The organism is Myroides odoratimimus, from assembly GCF_030326305.1.
Taxonomy (GTDB): domain Bacteria; phylum Bacteroidota; class Bacteroidia; order Flavobacteriales; family Flavobacteriaceae; genus Flavobacterium; species Flavobacterium odoratimimum_A.
On the sequence record NZ_JACAKB010000027.1, the window covers coordinates 1 to 18,914 of the forward strand.

The 18,914-nt window shown below is 34.4% G+C and carries 18 protein-coding genes and 1 tRNA gene; 7 read left to right on the forward strand and 12 right to left on the reverse strand.

The window, feature by feature from the left end:
• Positions 1-57 precede the first annotated feature (57 nt).
• Positions 58-471, reverse strand: coding sequence for a hypothetical protein (locus tag HX049_RS15070; protein WP_286416870.1), 414 nt, complete (start codon positions 469-471; stop codon positions 58-60).
• Positions 472-1,007: 536 nt separating this feature from the next.
• On the opposite strand from HX049_RS15070, the gene HX049_RS15075 reads away from it, so the two are divergent.
• Positions 1,008-1,664 carry a DUF6266 family protein gene (locus HX049_RS15075; protein WP_286416872.1) on the forward strand — a complete coding sequence of 219 codons (657 nt, stop codon included), beginning with the start codon at positions 1,008-1,010 and terminating at the stop codon, positions 1,662-1,664.
• A gap of 647 nt (positions 1,665-2,311) precedes the next feature.
• Here HX049_RS15075 and HX049_RS15080 read toward each other — a convergent pair.
• Both HX049_RS15080 and HX049_RS15085 read right to left on the reverse strand, forming a co-directional pair.
• Positions 2,312-3,232 carry a hypothetical protein gene (locus HX049_RS15080; RefSeq protein ID WP_286416874.1) on the reverse strand — a complete coding sequence of 307 codons (921 nt, stop codon included), beginning with the start codon at positions 3,230-3,232 and terminating at the stop codon, positions 2,312-2,314.
• Between the two features lie 235 nt (positions 3,233-3,467).
• Entirely contained in the window at positions 3,468-3,947 is a 480-nt protein-coding gene (locus tag HX049_RS15085; RefSeq protein ID WP_286416876.1) for a hypothetical protein, read from the reverse strand.
• A 52-nt stretch (positions 3,948-3,999) separates the two neighbouring features.
• On the opposite strand from HX049_RS15085, the gene HX049_RS15090 reads away from it, so the two are divergent.
• Positions 4,000-4,716 (forward strand): DUF1963 domain-containing protein, encoded by a 717-nt coding sequence (locus tag HX049_RS15090; protein ID WP_286416877.1) that lies wholly within the window; start codon positions 4,000-4,002, stop codon positions 4,714-4,716.
• A 100-nt stretch (positions 4,717-4,816) separates the two neighbouring features.
• A complete protein-coding gene (locus HX049_RS15095) occupies positions 4,817-6,073 on the forward strand; it encodes an erythromycin esterase family protein (protein WP_286416879.1) in 1,257 nt (418 codons plus the stop codon).
• Between the two features lie 44 nt (positions 6,074-6,117).
• Here HX049_RS15095 and HX049_RS15100 read toward each other — a convergent pair whose 3' ends face one another.
• From HX049_RS15100 to HX049_RS15110, 3 genes are all read right to left on the reverse strand, one after another.
• The gene (locus HX049_RS15100; RefSeq protein WP_286416881.1) at positions 6,118-6,531 is read right to left on the reverse strand and encodes a hypothetical protein; all 414 of its coding nucleotides are present in this window, start codon (positions 6,529-6,531) and stop codon (positions 6,118-6,120) included.
• Between the two features lie 171 nt (positions 6,532-6,702).
• Positions 6,703-8,133: an RtcB family protein gene (locus HX049_RS15105; protein ID WP_286416883.1), complete on the reverse strand. Its 1,431-nt coding sequence runs from the start codon at positions 8,131-8,133 to the stop codon at positions 6,703-6,705.
• 65 nt (positions 8,134-8,198) lie between these two features.
• Positions 8,199-9,452: a PQQ-binding-like beta-propeller repeat protein gene (locus HX049_RS15110; protein WP_286416886.1), complete on the reverse strand. Its 1,254-nt coding sequence runs from the start codon at positions 9,450-9,452 to the stop codon at positions 8,199-8,201.
• A gap of 177 nt (positions 9,453-9,629) precedes the next feature.
• Here HX049_RS15110 and HX049_RS15115 point away from each other — a divergent pair, with 177 nt between their 5' ends.
• A complete protein-coding gene (locus HX049_RS15115) occupies positions 9,630-9,914 on the forward strand; it encodes a hypothetical protein (protein ID WP_286416889.1) in 285 nt (94 codons plus the stop codon).
• Positions 9,915-9,953: 39 nt separating this feature from the next.
• Here the strand turns inward: HX049_RS15115 and HX049_RS15120 are convergent, their stop codons facing one another.
• Positions 9,954-11,048 carry a slipin family protein gene (locus tag HX049_RS15120; RefSeq protein WP_286416891.1) on the reverse strand — a complete coding sequence of 365 codons (1,095 nt, stop codon included), beginning with the start codon at positions 11,046-11,048 and terminating at the stop codon, positions 9,954-9,956.
• A 704-nt stretch (positions 11,049-11,752) separates the two neighbouring features.
• On the opposite strand from HX049_RS15120, the gene HX049_RS15125 reads away from it, so the two are divergent.
• The 3 genes from HX049_RS15125 to HX049_RS15135 all read left to right on the forward strand — a co-directional run bounded on the left by HX049_RS15125 (position 11,753) and on the right by HX049_RS15135 (position 14,042).
• Positions 11,753-12,781, forward strand: coding sequence for a helix-turn-helix transcriptional regulator (locus HX049_RS15125; RefSeq protein ID WP_286416892.1), 1,029 nt, complete (start codon positions 11,753-11,755; stop codon positions 12,779-12,781).
• Between the two features lie 59 nt (positions 12,782-12,840).
• Positions 12,841-13,362: a hypothetical protein gene (locus HX049_RS15130; RefSeq protein ID WP_286416894.1), complete on the forward strand. Its 522-nt coding sequence runs from the start codon at positions 12,841-12,843 to the stop codon at positions 13,360-13,362.
• Positions 13,363-13,520: 158 nt separating this feature from the next.
• Positions 13,521-14,042: a DUF2004 domain-containing protein gene (locus HX049_RS15135; RefSeq protein WP_286416895.1), complete on the forward strand. Its 522-nt coding sequence runs from the start codon at positions 13,521-13,523 to the stop codon at positions 14,040-14,042.
• A 105-nt stretch (positions 14,043-14,147) separates the two neighbouring features.
• On the opposite strand, the gene HX049_RS15140 is transcribed toward HX049_RS15135, so the two are convergent.
• The 5 genes from HX049_RS15140 to HX049_RS15160 form a co-directional block, all read right to left on the reverse strand.
• Positions 14,148-14,849, reverse strand: coding sequence for a diphthine--ammonia ligase (locus HX049_RS15140; RefSeq protein ID WP_286416897.1), 702 nt, complete (start codon positions 14,847-14,849; stop codon positions 14,148-14,150).
• An 83-nt stretch (positions 14,850-14,932) separates the two neighbouring features.
• The gene (locus HX049_RS15145; RefSeq protein WP_286416899.1) at positions 14,933-16,243 is read right to left on the reverse strand and encodes a dihydrolipoamide acetyltransferase family protein; all 1,311 of its coding nucleotides are present in this window, start codon (positions 16,241-16,243) and stop codon (positions 14,933-14,935) included.
• 367 nt (positions 16,244-16,610) lie between these two features.
• A complete protein-coding gene (gene typA / locus HX049_RS15150; RefSeq protein WP_286416901.1) occupies positions 16,611-18,410 on the reverse strand; it encodes a translational GTPase TypA in 1,800 nt (599 codons plus the stop codon).
• A 137-nt stretch (positions 18,411-18,547) separates the two neighbouring features.
• The gene (gene rpsT / locus HX049_RS15155; RefSeq protein WP_006260350.1) at positions 18,548-18,799 is read right to left on the reverse strand and encodes a 30S ribosomal protein S20; all 252 of its coding nucleotides are present in this window, start codon (positions 18,797-18,799) and stop codon (positions 18,548-18,550) included.
• Positions 18,800-18,839: 40 nt separating this feature from the next.
• Positions 18,840-18,911: transfer RNA gene (locus HX049_RS15160), tRNA-Glu, on the reverse strand.
• Between the last annotated feature and the right edge of the window lie 3 nt (positions 18,912-18,914).

Below are 18,914 nucleotides of genomic sequence, written 5' to 3' on the forward strand. Positions count from 1 at the left end.
TTTCTTGTATTTCATAAGTCCAAAGTTATGTAATTAATTTACTAATTTCACTCCAGCTTATTTAGGGGCTAATATATTAGGCCCTTTTGTAGCAATTAAAATAGGTATAACACTTTTATTATGACTTTCTTCATGAAAATTCAACAAGTCTAAACAATAGTCTATTGTCTGATTCTGTGCTTCTTTAGTAAATTTATCTTCACCTACTTTAAACTCTAATACAAAAATGATATTGTTTATCAACAATATATTATCAACTCTTTTTCCCATTCGGGGTATAGAGAACTCAAAATATATATTACCTTCAACATTAATAAGGTTTTCTTTTAAAAATCTAATCTGTTCGATCCATGCTTTTTTCTGTAAATCCTCTAAATCATGTTGATGATTCCTAGCTAATTTTCCAAAAACAAGATCTATATCTTCTCTTATAAAATCTTTAATTTCTACTTGATAATAACTTCTTTTCATTTATCCTAGATTATTTTCCCTTTACTTTTGTTATTAAAACTACTATTTTTCTAGTTTAGAAAGCTAAAAAAAAGTGTTTCTATTCAGTTTTTATCAAATATAGTTATTGTCGATAAAAACTATTACGGTTTTCCATAACCACTATCACCCCATTCAAAAATTACACCCTATTTTATTCTTCAAAAAAACACCCTACCTTTCACCATATCAAAACATTACCCAGATAAGAAGTCGTTTTATAATAAAAAGTTATGTATGGCTGAAGGTAGACTGTATCTAGCTTTAAGTGAAGTCCTTCAACACTTCTTCAACAATACCCCAAGATTGCTCTAGGAGAGAGGTAGTTTGTTGAAGGAATCTTGAAGAAGTATTGAGGCAGTGTTGAAGAAATAAAAAACAATATAAAGAGGCGATAGTATCAAGAATCAAAGTTTTAAAGCGATATATCCTCCCTATTTACAGATAACATCTTTGATTTCTTTATTTTATAAGCAACTGATTATCTATAACTTGTATAAAAACTAAAAACGATAATTATGGCAGAAATTAAAGAAGGTATCCTAGGTGGTGTACAAGGTAAGGTAGGTACAGTAGTTGGGTATAAATACAGAGGAAAGAATATAATCAGAAGCTTAGCTCCAAAAAGTAAAAAAGAAGCGAGTGAAAAACAGATTATACAGCGAAGTAAACTAACTGTGGTAGTCAAATTTTTAAAAGAGATAAAGGATTTTGTCAACAAGCATTACCCTGTATTGGAGACAGAAAATAAGACTAAAACGGGCTATGATCAGATTCGATCTGAGATTATGAAGAACGGAGTATTTCTGATTGATAATATGATTCATATTATTCCCCAGAGGGTATTGCTATCCATAGGGGTACTAACTCCTGCGGCGATACAGAAGATCAGCTTTTTAAAAGAGAATAAGGTAAAAATCAAATGGGATGATTCATTCATTAATTCGTTGACGAATACTGATGATCTATTGACGATGATTGCTTTTAACGATGAGCTTAATACTTTCTATATCGCTGAGAGTATTGGACAAAGAGCAGATAAACACACTCATTTTGAACTTCCTACCAATTGGCAGACGGGTATTATTCACTTCTGGAGTGTGTGGAAATCTGCTAATCACACCATGCATAGTACTAGTGTATATCACGCACCTATAGAGTTACCCCGCAAATGATATGATTCTACTAAATCTATAGATAAAAAGTAATGTAGTAAAGACGAAATCAAAACACATTCACTACTTATTTTTAAAGATAGAGTTCTTTGTTCTAATTTTATGAAGAACTCTATTTTTTTAATACCCACTCGTATTAATTATAAGAAAAAAGTATATACTATTTCTAGAATTTTATCAATTCGTTTATACTTGAATAATTGGAAAAAGAAAAATACCAACAATTACTTTTCATAATTCAAGTAGATAATATAGTCACTTTTAAATCAATCCTGGCAAAATGAATAATAACGAATAGCTCACTAGATATATGTAGTTCGTTATTTACTATAAAAAAGTATCATTAGTACAAACTTTAACACTAAACTGTATTATCAAAACTAAAAAATCACAAAATAACATGCTTTTTTTACATCAATGTGTAATAAACACACCTAAAAGTCTTTTTATTACAATTTTAATTTGTTTAAACTTGTTACATTTGCACACTTTAGAAGCTCATCTTCTAAAAAGATAATATATTCGCAATAGAAGCTTATAATACATTTGCTTTAACGAATTAGGGAGCGATTAAAAACTCCTAACAAAACACACCACTGATTTAGCCTATTAGAATGCCTCTTGTTATTGAGGCATTTTTATTTTGTTTAGGGTTTGCTTTGTGTCATACACTTCTCATATAAACTAAGAATATTTATACGAGGTGCAACTGCTGATAAGACTTTATACTTTTCTTCTTCCTTATAATAGATATAGGCTTCTGTAAATCGCTGTACGAAATAGGACGTTAAAAAAGAATCTTCTTTTTGTTCTTTTACTAAAAATGGAGATGTCTTCTGATTAGCTGTAGAACACTTTTGTCTGAGTTGGGGTAGCGTACTAATACTAACATTGCGTTCTCTGACCAGATTTAGGTTGTAAAACTCTTCTGTCATCTCTGGCTCTATCGTTAGTTTATCATTATTATTCACGCTAAAACTATACCTATACCCCTTAGCATCATCATACTTCAGTACAGTATTGTATTCGTATTGAAGAATATTAATCAATTTGTCTTTATTCTGATTTGGCACAAAAAGCAACTTCTGATTAGAGACTACTTCCTTATGCTCTACCTCTCCTGTCATTAGGATATCTACTGTGATATTGAGTTCTACATTCTTATTATAGATATAAGGTTGATCAAAGCTTATCACGGGATAAAAAGAAACATCAGCTTGATAATCCCAAGTGTGCTTAGCAATACCTGACATTACAATCTCATTACTTTCATTTAATATGGCTATACACACATTCCAATCTGAGGTATTTGAAGTCTGATAAGGAATAAGATATACAAAATGAGAGGAAGTAAGTGTGCTTTCTTTAAGAGCAATATTGTCAAAATCCACGTATTGGTAATAGGTATCAATATCTAAATGAGTCATGATGAGCTCTACACTTCGCTGTAATTCATTAGATTCTAGAGTCTCAATGGGTTTAAGGGTATATATGTATTCTTTCCTAGCATAAATATAATTTATACTGATAAGGAAAAGAAACAAAACCACACGATATAAAACCTTCATTAACTTAAATTAAACACCTATACGCAACTCATTAACTAATTTAACAAATATATACGTTTTTACTAAGCTAAAAACACCTAATACCAAATATTTTTTTAACATTTATGTAATAAAGTCTGTCCTATTTTTAAGTGAATCTTTTAATTGGTATTTATATCACTATACTTCATTCCATAGTATACCTATTTGCTCTGCGATAGCGATAAAAGAAAGGATTAAAAAGAAGGTTATTCTATCATGATCTAGGTTTGACCATATCTGTCAGTAAATGCACTCCCTTACTATAGTTATACAATCTAAAAGAAATAAAAATATAGATCAACAATGTAGTCAATAGGGGCATTAGACTATAATGCAAAGTGTAAATAATAGACTCCCTCATAGAATATGTACTCCATGAAGCTTCTCTATCCATAAAAACACTTAGACACTGTAAAAACCATAACCCAAAAAGTAGAATACTGTGAATAATAAGCTGAACACTAAAACGCGGAATCTTATGAATAAAAATCAGTATGGAAATATAAAAAATACCTGCAAATAAAGAACCTAAGAAGATGTCTTGAAAAAAATTAAACGCAATATCTCCTGAAGGCTGATCTTTAAAAGAATACATCGCAATACTAGTCTGTGTAAAAGAAGTGATGATAAACAATAATCCATAATAGATAAGATTGTTCCACTTTTTAGTTATTTTTTGTTTATTCTGGTTCATCTTGTTAAAATGACTATTTACTATATTGCTACATATTTCAAAAACGAATCCAATGTACGATAAAACATTTGATATTATAAAATTTTCTGCTGATAAACGTCAGTATATCCCAGCTTCTCTAGGAAGACAAAGTTGGATGAAAGAATCTGATGTATTACACACAGAGATAGATATTCCTTTAGGACAATCTCGCTATGGCGGACCAGTAATAGACTTACCTCCTGGAGGAGATCATCCACAAGGATTATACTATGCAGGCCAAATAGATTTGGCGGCATGCTCTCCACATGATAAAACAGGATTATTACCCAAAACAGGGCAACTCATCTTCTTCGCAGACATTATGACCGATACTGGTAAAGTTATCTATACTGATATTCCTAACCATCAATTGGTAAGACATATCGTAGAGCACGAGGACAATTTCTTCTATGGCGTTCTTATCAATGAAATCAGTACTGATACAGAGCCATTCTCTGATCGATATAGAGAGCCTGAGGATGAATATGAAGAAGACGATGTAGATGAGGATGGAATGTACTGGGATTATTTCGGAGGAACCTATCTCTCAAAAATATTCGGTATATTCACTCATTGTCAATTAGGTAAGGAAGAGGTAGAAGAGTTTATTCATTCTGATAAAGTAGTACTGTGGCAGATAGGAGAGAACAACTTTAATGACGATGGAGTATTCAGTGTACTGATCAAAGAAGAGGACTTAAAGAACCACAACTTTGAGCACTGTGAGTTCTATTGGGCACAGTCTTAAAAGGAGAGTCAAAATAGAAAAGTAAATACAGATAATATAATTTTAAAGATATTTCCTTGTTAAAATAAATTATTTTTAAGGCTAAATCAACCAACAAATTATGACAATAAAAAGAACTTTATTAAGCTTGTTCATACTGGCTTCCTTAACAAGTATAGCACAAGATAAAGAAGTTATTCCTTTCTCTTATAACAAGAATAGCAATCAATATAAAGGACTCTCTCCTATCACTAATGCTATAAAAGATCATACAATAGTGGCACTAGGTGAAGGAACACATGGTACTAAAGAGTTCAATGATTTAAGAGTAGAGTTAATCAAGGACTTAGTCACTAATCACAACTATAGAATTATATCTTTTGAAAATGCCTATGGGGATACCTATATGATTAATAAGGTTATTAACTCTAATGGGGATCTACAAAAAGAGATGAAAGCAAACTTAGTCTCTGTATGGCAAACCAAGGAGATAGAGAATCTATTCTTATGGATAAGATCTTATAATAAAAAGAATAAAGAAAAGGTTATTCTAACTGGTGTTGATACCAACTTTCTTAACAATAGTGCCTTGATTCTATTAAGTGAAAAAAATTTAGCACGTAATAAAACATATTATGAAAGCTGTTTAAAATTATCTGAAGCAGCTAAGGTCCTTGATTATAATTGGAAAAAATCCAATGATGAGGCTTTTGAGAAAGACTATGACAACTTAATCAAAGTAGGAACAGACGCATTTCAATTAGCAAAAGAAATGACTACTAAATATGGTGATAAACTTTCTACAGATGCAAAAATTGCATTATACAATTTAGAACTAGGTTTTAGAATGTTCTATGAAGTTGGTCAAAGAAATGAAAGTTTTACTCGAGATTATGCTATGGCTGAGATAGCCATGAGAACACAGTCTTTATATAACCAAAAGATGGTTATCATCGCTCATAATGGTCATATTGGCCTTACTCCATCTTTTATTGACCCAATGGGAGAATACATCAAAAAGCAATATGGTGACCAGTTTTACTCTTTAGCAACTTTTACTGCACATGGTACCTTCAGTGCGATGAACGATAATATAGATGTAAAAGAAAGCAAATACGATTCATATGACTTACCTACAGTACAAGATAATTCATTAGAACAACAGATGGAGCAGTACACTGAGAAGAACTATTTTGTCAACTTTAAAAATACTCCTTCAAGTATATTTGATACACCTAAAAAAATGAATTGGATAGGGTATAAAATAATGACTCAAGAAGAACAAACAAAATACATGACTATTCCTAATGTGAAACTAAGAGAACACTTCGATGGTTTTATCTTTATGAATACAACGAACGCTTCAGAACATTTTTAATTATTAAAAAGCCTACTAAAAAAATGCTAAGCAGGCTTTTTTAATTATTTTTTATCAATACATTTTACTAGTGATTCAAAAGCTTTAGTATCTACTTTTAACTTTTTAAAGTCAGGCTCCTCTGGGTCGAGGGCATTCATAGATTGATATATTCCATCGCGCTGAGGTTGTATAATAAACCAAGACACGACACTTTCTACCATCTGAGGTTTCTTAGGATCTTCTGATAAATTATTTCTGACATACACTTTAATAATCACAGTTCCTCCTGTAGTATCCTCTATTCTAACATGATAATCCTTATTAGGGTATTCGAAATCACTATGTTTTATTATTTCAGCTAATTGAGTATTACAATCTTGCTTTACTATACTTGTTTTCTCTTTTGCGAATACACTTATACTACATACCAAAAGAAATAGGGTTAAGTAACTTCTTATAGCTTTTCTCTTCTTCATAAATCTCCAATTTTATTATTCCTAACCTAGTAAAAGTAATTATTTCAATTGAAGAGTCATACAAATAACAGTCTAAATTATCCTATTTTAATAGTTTGTATCTTTTTAGGATACAAAAAAAGCTGTCGATTGACAGCTTTTTTTAAAGAGTTGAAGTAAACTGAGTACTTCTCAATCTTCTCTACTTCCATCATCTGCCATACGCACTATCTTAGGCGTAAACATCGCGACGACGTCAACTAACTCTCCCTGTGCAGCCATCACTTGGTGGATATCTTTATACGCCATAGGTGCTTCATCTTTACCCGCTCCGATTAGCTGCACGCCACAGTCTGCTAATACTGCCTTAATATCTTCTGCTTTCAGGTTCTTGATTGCTTGTGTTCTACTCATCTGACGTCCTGCTCCATGCGAAGCAGAGTTTAGAGCGTCCTCTTCTCCTTTACCTCTCACTAAGAACCCTGGTGCGGTCATAGAGCCTGGGATAATCCCCATCACTCCTTTACTCGCAGGAGTAGCTCCTTTACGGTGTACAATAACCTCTCTACCTTGGTACATCTCTTTCCATGCAAAGTTATGGTGATTCTCTATCTTAGCTAACACCTCAGCACCTATCGCTTTGGTCAACTTATCGTGAATTACCTCATGACAGGCCGAAGCGTAATCTCCTGCCAAGTTCATCATCGCCCAATACTCTTGTCCTGCTTCTGAATTTAAGTCAAGGTAAGCCAAGTTCTTTGCTTCATAAGGCAACTTACAGATATCCTTAGCGATCTGCGTATATCTACCTGCTATAGTCGCTCCCATTCCTCGTGAACCAGAATGTGTTAGTAACGCTAAATAAGTTCCCTTATCAATATTCAACACCTCATCACGCTCCAAAAACTCCATCAATCCCCATTCTACAAAGTGGTTACCTCCACCCGATGAACCCAATTGTTCCCATGCTTTATCTTTCAAGTTCTTAATAAAAGGGTTGAGGTTAAACTCTCCTCTATCTAAGATATCGTGTTGTGCTTTATACTGCCCTTGGAATCCATGACCAGCACCAAACTTAGTATGCTTAACCAATTGTTCTTTTAGCAAACCTTCCATTCCGTAGAACTCCACTCCCTTAATATCAAAGATTGACAAGGCCATTCTACATCCGATATCTACACCTACCCCGTAAGGAATGACAGCATTCTCTGTCGCTAATACTCCTCCGATAGGCAATCCATAGCCTTGATGTGCATCAGGCATCAAAGCCCCCGCTACTGCTACAGGAAGCTTCGCTGCTGTCTGCATCTGCTTGATAGCTCCTTCTTCTATATGTTCGCTACCATAGATGCTATACCCTACGCCATGTTCTCTTAGTGGAATAATATCCGCCTCTTCACGTTGTCCTACGCCTTCTACAATAGCTTTGGCTAACTTACCAAAAACTTGATGGTTTATATAATCTTCTGCCTTTTCTAATACCATTTTATAATGGGCTAACATCTCTAATTTAGTCAGACCTGTTCTCTTCTTGTTTGCTTTCAGAGCAATACCCAACAATTCTGTTTGTGGGTATCCTAAAGCCAACAAATCATTTCCATTAATTGGTGTATTATCTTTCATTTTTCTCGATTTACAGTTAACGGTTTACTCTGTGAACTGTAAACCGTCCACCGTTAACCAATTAACTAATTTTTAAAATATTTTATATAAGCAGTATTGTGATACTCCTCTTTTGTTTCATAAGCGACAAGTATCTTCGCTTGTTTAGATGTCTTATCTATTGTAGTTAACCCTTGTGTTGTCAAGAATAGCAATTGCCCTTCTTTTGTTTCTTCAATGTTGGTTAGTGGTTTAAAATCTTCACTAATTGGATAAGTTGCTAATTCTTTTCCTTTCATATCTATGACGAAGATTTCCTTTGTTGTGTAGCCTATAATACCTTCTCCAGACTGATGCCAATTAACTATTTCTTCTCCTCTGCCGTACTTCCATTGTTCAGAGCCATCCTTTGTACTCAAGCCAATCAAAACTTGTTCATCACTATCAGCCTTGCGCACTTGTACTACATACGTCTTTCCATACAAGACAGTATTGATATCTGCATTAGTAGCTAACTTAGGATATTCTTTAGATTGGTATTGCCATGCGTAAATAGATAGATTGTCCTTAAAGTTGTTTTTAGGATCCATAATATCGTCATTATCTCCCTTTACATTCCCATCTTCATTAAACGGAACAGCATAAAACTTACCGTCTTCTTCACCAAAATACAAAACCTCTCCATCACTGCGCATCTGTGCATACAAAGGACTGTCAAACGTAATTCCGTCATACATACCATAGCTGGTACCTGTACCTAACAAAGAGAATTTATCTAAATAAATACCAGAGTTTACAAACACCATTTCTTGACAAAGAACTGGTTGAGATAGATTATACTTGGTCTCAATACCTTCTATCTTAAATTCACTTCCATCGTTCTTATTAATCACATAAAAGTAAGGATCATTACCACCACCTATGCTGACCATATAAACTTTGTCTTTATGTTGTAAGGGTTGTCCCATAAAGTATGGTTCACCTCTTTCTTCTGGGTAACTACCATCCCCTGCCATATCCATCATACCTGTCTGAGAAGCTGCGAATACCCACTTTTCTTTTCCTGTCAGAATATCTAAAGCAACTAACTTACCACTTTCAAAAGGCATATACAACGTAGCCTCATCAAAGGTGAACTTGTTTCTATTACCAGCTTCATCATGTGGAGAAGTATATTCCCACACTACCTTTTTATTGTCTATGTCAAAGTTTACCACTTTGCCATTGGTACTTAATACTATTGTCTGTTGTGCTACTTTTACGGTTGGTTCTGCAGTTTGTTTATTCTGACATCCAAAGAATGCAAATAGAGCTGTAAGTGATAATAGGAGTTTTTTCATATTTGTTTTGTTTTAGTAGTTCTCATTTTTAGAACTGCCACAAATATATTATTTTCTACAATTCACTACTTAGTGATATATTGTTTTTTTAATTAATGAGGGACTTATAAAGTCTGTAAATTAATTAAAAATCTCAATACAAAAACACTTACTTTTACTTATCACAATATTCATATCATGAAAGTACCTCGCTTATACGTAGACTTTAACGAATTGATAGATCACAACCTTGTTCTCCTTTCTCAATCTGATTATAAAACAGACACGATGGGAAATTCTATTCAGTTATATGAAGGAAGAATAGTATCTATCTATATGGATGATACAGATGAAAAAGGTAACCCAGACAATCTACTTGCAGAAGGCATTGTAATTCCTAACCCTTTACCTAATCACATAGCGAAATGGTGTTGTCAAATTAACGACAAGGGTATTTATCACGAATCTATGAAAGGTAAGTAATGATTCACAGTCCGTAAACTGTGAACCGTCCACCATAAACTACCTCGAAAACACCTCTTTCAATTGTTTCAATACATTACCTCCACCAGACAAGCTGATCTCACCTACCTTATCAGCGATCTTCTCGATGTATTCCATCTCTTTTAATCGCATTAGCATCTCGTTTTCTTCCATCAACTTAGCAGTGTTTAACAAGCTACGTGTAGCAGCTGTTTCCTCTCTACGTGTGATCATATTGGCTTGCGCTTTTTTCTCCGCGATCAACACCTGATTCATGATCTCTCTGATATCTCCTGGTAAGATAACATCCTTGATACCACACATTTTTACCTCAATTCCTAATGTAGCAATCTCTTCTCTCACTCCGGCTAAAATCTCAACAGACAAGTTTTCCTTGTTCTCCATCAACTCGTCAAAAGACATTCTACCTACTTTCTCTCTCAACACTAACTGAACTACATTGTACATCTGTTTCTCTACCTCTTTGTTATCCACATAGGCTTTCAACAAATCTTGTACTTGGTACACCAAGTTAAAGTTGATACGCAACTGCACTTTATCTTTTGTCAAGATCTCCTGCCCATTCATATCCATCACTTGCTGACGTATATCAACTAAAGTGATTTGTACCTTGATATCGTTTTTCCAATATCTGTACTCATCTGCATTCAAGATTTCTTGAAACTGTCCATCGACAAATAACAATCCTTTCTCATTCACCCCAACTGTGTACATACGCACATAGCTTGGCATATTAGACTTACCAGTGATATTTCTTGCTATTGACTTATCTACTGCTAACCCTTCTGTATTATATCGCTCAAAAGAGTATTCCTTCGCAGCCTTCCAATAAATATGTCTTCCAGCTCCTAATACATTATTAAACACCTTGTTTCTATAAACCAACACCACCTCATTATCCATCACGTCGATTACTTCAAGCATCGCGTTTAACTCCGCATTTTGCAACAAGGCATCCATATCTCTACGCATACCGAATGCCTCAGCCATATTGTATTCTAATACTTCTCTCTCTCCCCACAACCAATACTGACCTGCAGTATATACTTTTTGCAATTCTCCTTGTTTAAACACTAAGGCAACGTGATTTGTTTTTACTTGTAACTTTTTCATGATTCTATATTTTTAATGTTTTATGTCTTTATCATAAAGAACAGTCTAAATAGGTCTCCCTTACCTCAGGCGGAAAAAGAAGTACACTTAGAAATAGAATAGCTTGTGTATAGCCCAGAACAACTCACTGAGCAAGTCATTCACTCTATATCATCCCCTATTCCTCTTTCAGAGTATAGCTTGTTTTTACAGGCTTTGATAAGTTGTCTTTTATTCTCTTAGCCTAAGACTGCAAGAAAAAAGACAGAAACACTATTTGACTGAACCTTTTTATAGGAGAGGATTTTTAATGAAGTTCCTCTGCTTCTCCAAAATTGCGTGACAGGCAATTGTTCTGATCTACCAACTGATCTATATTACCCTGAGGTAACAGTAGGAGTCGAACCTACGACTTGAACATTGTTTACTAACCCCATATTAGTTGTTCTTCTGATCACAAACAGGATAAGGTAAACTACTGCCCCTTACTTCTGCGCTATACCGAAACGCTTCCAAGGTTTGTATCTTTCGAACAGTACAAAGATGCACACCCACCTACGCAATCCAATTGCACACTAATAAATATTTACAAAATATTTTATTAAACACTAAATATCAGTTAATTACAATTACATATAATTCAAACAAAAAACAACTACGCAATTATAGTGCGTACATAAAGAGAAGAATATGTATATTTGAAGTGAATAAAACGCTAAAAAGTAATGGCAACGAATAAATTAGCCCTTCTGCGCTACCGAATTATTGATGAATGTCTACAGAACAGATTCAGAAAATGGACGTTGAACGACCTCATTGAGAAAGTATCTGATGCCCTATACGAATACGAAGGCATAGACACAGGTATCAGTAAGCGTACCATACAACTTGACATACAAGCCATGCGCAGTGAAGGTTTAGGCTACAATGCCCCCATCATCGTAGTTGACAGAAAATACTATACTTACGAAGATCCGAATTACAGTATCAAAAACTCTCCTATCAACGATGCTGATACCGAAAAGCTCAAAGAGGTAGTCGCTATACTCAAACACCTCAACGGATTCAGTCAAGTAGATGAGATGAGTGAAGTCATTGCAAAGTTGGATAACAGCCTACTTACCCGTAGTACGAAAGCGCCTAACTATATACAGATGGAGGGCAATAGTTTGCTAAAGGGAATTAAATTTATCAGTCCCCTATACGAGGCGATTAAGAACAAACAAACCCTATTGATCGAATACAAATCCTTCAAGTCAAAAGAAGCTACAAAGAATATATACTATCCTTATTTATTAAAAGAGTACCGCAACCGGTGGTTTGTCGTTGTACGCAGTAGTACGAATAAGCATTTGTTAACTTTAGCACTTGACCGTATCCTCAATGTGTATGCCTTAGCAAATGAACCGTATAAAGAATATGAAGGGGTGGACTTCGATAGATATTACGAAGATACGCTTGGGGTAACCAAAACAGCAAGCGATAGAGCTCAGAAAGTCATCCTATGGGTAAACGCTTATAATACACCTTATGTCAAAACCAAACCGATTCATCCATCGCAACAAGTCATCGAAGAAAATCAGGAAGGGATGAAGATACGCTTAGATGTCGTGCTTAATTTCGAACTGGAAAGAGAAATACTCGGATTTGGTGAAAGTGTAAAAGTACTTACTCCCAAATTACTTCAAAAGAAAATTATGAAACGAGTAATGAAGATGAATGATCTGTATTTTAGAGAAGAAGAAACAGACTAAGCGTAAAAAAACGCTTACCTTTACCTTCTCTAATTACAAAGAATACAATCAATCCGTATATGGACAAACAACAAATAGAAGAAATATTCAATATGACTTTTGCAGGGTTATCCCTTTTCTATCGCGACTGTGAGCTAAGTCAAAACCTCATCAATAAATATCAAATTGGTCAGATTATACAAGAACGCGGTTTCACAGACGCAACTTATAAAGGAGGGGGACTTGCTACAAACTTACGCTACCTCATCGCTTCTGCACATGCCAAAGATGTAGCAGCACTGGTACCTCAGATGGAAGAATACGGATTGGTAATGATACAATCAGGTGCTTACTATAAGGTATTAGATGTTCACACTATTGACAACAAAACACAAATAGTATTACTTCATATTGCAGAAGAAACCAAAGAATTCTTTGCAACCAACTCATCGAATATTGAAGAGCAAATTGTGCAGAAAGCAAGAGAAGGATTTGAAGCTAAACGAAACACACAACCTATACCATGCTTACAAAATCTAGAATGGATAGATAGGACAGCTCTACCTATGGGAATGAGCGATACAGGAGAATTATTTATATAGTAACTCTTACTAAAATATATTGAGAGCCTAGGTAATTAATATTATCTAGGCTTTTACTCTAATACCGATTCATTTCAAAAAAGAACAATCCCAAATAACTATGAATCAATTACATAAAAATACGTAAATTTATACTCTCAAAAAAGAAAGCATCTCCTATGACCAAAAGAATATTCTTGTTTGTAATTATTACAGGATCACTATTAGGCGTTTTCTTATTTATACAATATAATAACTCCTCTCCTGACCATTCTTATTTTAAAAGAGTAGTAGTTCAGCAAGATACAATAAGCATCAATATTGACTTCAATAGGATTCTACTCAATGAAGAAGAGTTTATAAGAGCAATCCCTACATTTAATATTAGAAACAAAGAATATCTACAACAAGATTATATCTCTAACGAAAGTTACGTAAAAGAGTACATTACTTTTCACTTAGAAGAACTACAAAAAGAAGAACTTTCTTCACTAGGAATAAACAAACTATCTAAAGAAAGCAGTAGCATCTTATACCATAAACTCAAGCTAGTTCACATTTGGCTATATCCAGTAGATGAACTAAAAAAGAAATACTATTTAGTATTTGAATACAGTATTGGCGAAAATTATTCAGATGCTGTTATTGTGATAAGAACAGATTTACAAGGCAATCTGATTGATATTAATTGGGATAGTTAGATAACTATCTTAATTCTCCAATAAATAGCTCCTTACAAAAATCAGCAAAACTACAGAATACCTATCTCCACTATACTTTAGGTATCTATTTATGAATAGACAGAGTTACAAAATATCTAAAAACCAAAAGCCATAATGCAATATCTCCTTTTGATGACATTGTTTAGGGGCATCATAAGTTTTATAGACTATCTCACCCACTTCAAAAGGAACAGGCTTTTTAAACATTGGCCCGTCATAGACAAAGGTGTGAAACTCTCCGTTCTCTCCACAGGGATCGACTCCATCAGGCAAATCTTCTATAAACTGTTTATCTATCGTACGTCCTACAAAACTTTTATCAAGAAATTGCTCATTCACACAAACTACAATTGTCTTTAATCCACAGTCTACCATTTCGTGGATTAATGCTGTTGTATCCCTATTCCACAGCGGAAACACTCCAGTAATACCTAATCTTGCTAGCTGTGTCTCTCTAAACGTTTTTAAGTCTTCTAAGAGAATATCTCCATAGATACTATCCTTTATGCCCAAACGCTTATACTCTTCCAATTGAGTCATTATAAAAGCTTCATACTCTTGTAGAGAGAGCTTTTCATGAAGGTTTACTATATCTAAGGAGATTCCTATACATTCTGCCTGTCGTTTTAATACTTCTTTTCTTATTCCATGCATAGATACACGTCCGTAATGTTCATTGACAGTTGTCATTAGGCGCACTACCTCTAGCTCATTGCTTTGTTGTATCTGATACAAGGCATAAGCTGCATCCTTCCCACTACTCCAGTTTAAAAAAGCATTCTTCATTATTTAGTTTTTTTGGTTAAAACAAGATATAAAAAAAACGGTCTCACTACTGTGAAACCGTTCTATATTTATTTTATCAAGAATTAAATCTCTCTATTAGGATCGAATGCCTCTAATATTTGAGCCACTCTCTGTACAAACTGTCCTCCTAATGCTCCATCTACTACTCTATGGTCATAGCTGTGAGATAAGAACATTTTCTGACGGATACCGATAAAGTCTCCTTCTGGAGTTTCGATAACAGCAGGTACTTTACGGATAGCTCCTAATGCAAGGATACCTACCTCTGGTTGGTTGATAATTGGCGTACCAAATACACTTCCAAATGTTCCAACGTTAGTTACTGTATATGTACTACCTTGTGTATCATCTGGTTTTAATTTACCTGCTTTAGCACGATTACCTAAGTCATTAACCGCTTTAGCCATACCTACTAAGTTTAACTGATCAGCATTTTTAATTACTGGTACAATTAAGTTTCCATTTGGTAATGCAGCAGCCATACCTAAGTTAATGTTTTTCTTCTTAATGATATAATCACCTTCTACAGAGATATTCATTCCTGGGAAGTCTTTTAATGCTTTCGCTACAGCTTCCATGAAGATAGGCGTGAACGTAAGTTTCTCTCCTTCTCTCTTCTCGAATGAATTCTTCACTTTATTTCTCCAGTTCACGATATTAGTTACGTCTACTTCGATAAATGACTGTACGTGAGCAGAAGTCTGTACAGACTTCACCATATATCCTGAGATAAGCTTACGCATACGATCCATCTCTACGATTTCGTCAGCACCGTTTACAGATACTGGAGCTGCTTTAGAAGCAGTTTGAGCTGCTGGAGCAGGAGTAGTCTTTGGCGCTTCTACTTTTACAGCTGCAGCTTGAGGTTGGTTCCCTCTATTTTTAATATAATCTAAGATATCATTCTTAGTTACTCTTCCATCTTTACCAGTACCCGCTATAGCTTCTAATTCAGCTACAGATACACCTTCTTCCTTAGCTATATTTTTAACTAATGGAGAAAAGAACTTATCAGAGTCTGAAAAATCGACAGGCGTAGCTACTGTATCTTTTGCTACTGCTACAGTCTCCGCTACAGCTTTTGCTGATGCAGGTGCACTGCTAGCTGCTGGAGCTGATGCAGGAACATCACCTTCTGTTTCTATGATTGCGATAGTTTGCCCTACTTGAACAACATCATCTACTTGAAATAAAATCTCTACTAAAGTTCCTTCAACCTCTGATGGAACCTCACTATCAACTTTGTCTGTAGCAATTTCTAATACTGTTTCATCAGCGTCAATATGATCCCCTACATTCTTCAACCAGTTTGTAATTGTTGCCTCTGCAACACTCTCTCCCATTTTGGGTAATTTCAATTCGAACTTTGCCATATTTATAACCTAAGGTTGTGTTTTCTTATACAAATTACAAATTTAATAATATTTCAGACTTTTTATAGTCATTTATAAAATTATCATTCTATCAAAAACTATACTTCTCCATCCTTATTTCTCTCATTACATCTATTTAAATAATCCATTTTTACATATTTTCTTTTGAATTTTATTCCAAACTACGCAATTCTATTTTTTAAATATAAATGTCGAATTAAGTCAAAAAAGCTCTTCTCTTAAAGATAGTTGGTGAAATATACAAAAAAACAAAGCACCTAAAGCTTTCTTTACTATTAAAACTATGCAAAACAAAAAAACCGACCAGTACTGGTCGGTTTTTTTTATCTATAAAATAACATTTTTATTACTTGATAGTATTACGCTTACGATCTGTCTCTTTTAAGAAGATTTTTCTTATACGTAATGACTTAGGAGTCACCTCAACGTATTCATCTTTTTGGATGTACTCTAATGCTTCCTCTAATGAGAATTTGATAGCTGGAACAATTCTAGCTTTATCATCAGCACCTGAAGAACGTACGTTAGATAGTTTTTTCGTTTTAGTAACGTTAACTGTCATATCATCACTACGTGTATTCTCACCGATTACCTGTCCTTCATAGATATCCTCATTAGGGTCAACGAAGAATTTACCACGGTCTTGTAACTTATCGATAGAATAAGGAATAGCCTTACCATTCTCCATAGAGATTAATGAACCATTGTTACGTCCAGCGATTTCTCCTTTGTATGGTTGGTATTCTAAGAAACGGTGTGACATAATAGCCTCACCAGCAGTAGCTGTTAATAACTGGTTTCTTAAACCGATAATACCTCTAGAAGGGATTAAGAATTTAATAATCATACGATCACCTTTAGGTTCCATACTTAACATCTCACCTTTTTTCAAAGTAACATATTCTACAGCACGTCCAGACAAGTTCTCAGGAATATCAATAGTTAATTCTTCAATCGGCTCACATTTAACACCATCAATTTCTTTGATGATTACCTGTGGTTGTCCGATTTGTAATTCGTATCCCTCACGGCGCATTGTCTCGATCAATACAGATAAGTGTAATACACCACGTCCGAATACCATAAACTTATCAGCACTATCCGTTTCGTTTACACGTAGAGCTAAGTTTTTCTCTAACTCTTTAGCTAAACGATCTTTGATGTGTCTAGATGTAACGTATTTACCTTCTTTACCGAAGAATGGAGAGTCGTTAATAGTAAATAACATACTCATTGTTGGCTCATCGATAGTGATAGTTGGTAATGCTTCTGGGTTTTCGAAGTCAGCGATTACGTCTCCGATTTCGAATCCTTCGATACCTACTACAGCACAGATATCACCTGCGTGTACTTCAGATACTTTTTTACGTCCTAATCCTTCGAATGTATGAACCTCTTTAATTTTAGATTTAACAGTTTTACCGTCTCTCTTAATTAAAGAAACATTCATCCCCTCTTTTAAAATACCTCTATGTAAACGACCAATAGCAATACGTCCTGTAAATGTAGAGTAATCTAGAGATGTGATTAACATCTGAGGAGTACCTTCATTCATTTTAGCAGCTGGAATATGCTCTAAAACCATATCTAATAATGGTTCGAAAGAGTCTGTTGGTTTTTTCCAATCGTCAGACATCCAGTTGTTTTTAGCAGAACCATATACAGCTGGGAAATCCATCTGCCATTCTTCTGCTCCAAGTTCAAACATTAAGTCAAACACTTTCTCGTGTACTTCCTCTGGAGTACAGTTTTCTTTGTCTACTTTGTTAACAACCACACATGGTTTTAAACCTAAACTAATCGCCTTTTGAAGTACGAAACGAGTTTGAGGCATTGGTCCCTCAAAAGCATCTACAATCAAAAGAACACCATCAGCCATATTTAAAACACGTTCTACCTCTCCTCCAAAATCCGCGTGACCTGGAGTATCGATAATGTTAATTTTTGTTCCTTTATAGCTTACCGAAACGTTCTTAGAAGTAATAGTAATACCTCTTTCTCTTTCGATATCTTCGTTGTCTAAAATCAACTCTCCTGATGTTTCATTCTCACGAAATAATTGACAGTGGTGTAAAATTTTATCAACCATAGTAGTTTTACCGTGGTCAACGTGTGCTATAATAGCAATATTCCTAATTGGTGTCATATAGGGATTTTAAAATTAGAATTTCTTTCTCGCTGCAAATATATTCATTTAAAAATGAATAGTATCAACAAAAAAAGCTCTCAGTATTGAGAGCTTGATATTTTTTACTTACAAACCAAATCGTTGTCTCTATAATACTATAAAGCAGCAACGTGTTTTGTTAATTTTGATTTCAAGTTAGAAGCTTTGTTGTCATGAATGATATTTTTCTTAGCTAATTTATCAATCATAGAAACAACTACAGGTAATTTAGCAGCAGCATCTTTTTGATCTTCGATCAAACGTAAAGCTTTGATAGCATTACGAGTTGTTTTGTGCTGATATCTGTTTAATACTCTTTTCTTTTCGTTACTTCTAATTCTTTTTAAAGCTGACTTATGATTTGCCATTTCTTAAATATTTTATTAAGTCTATACTATTTTTCTCTTGTAGTCCGTAGGGGAATCGAACCCCTGTTACCAGGATGAAAACCTGGCGTCCTAACCCCTAGACGAACGGACCAAT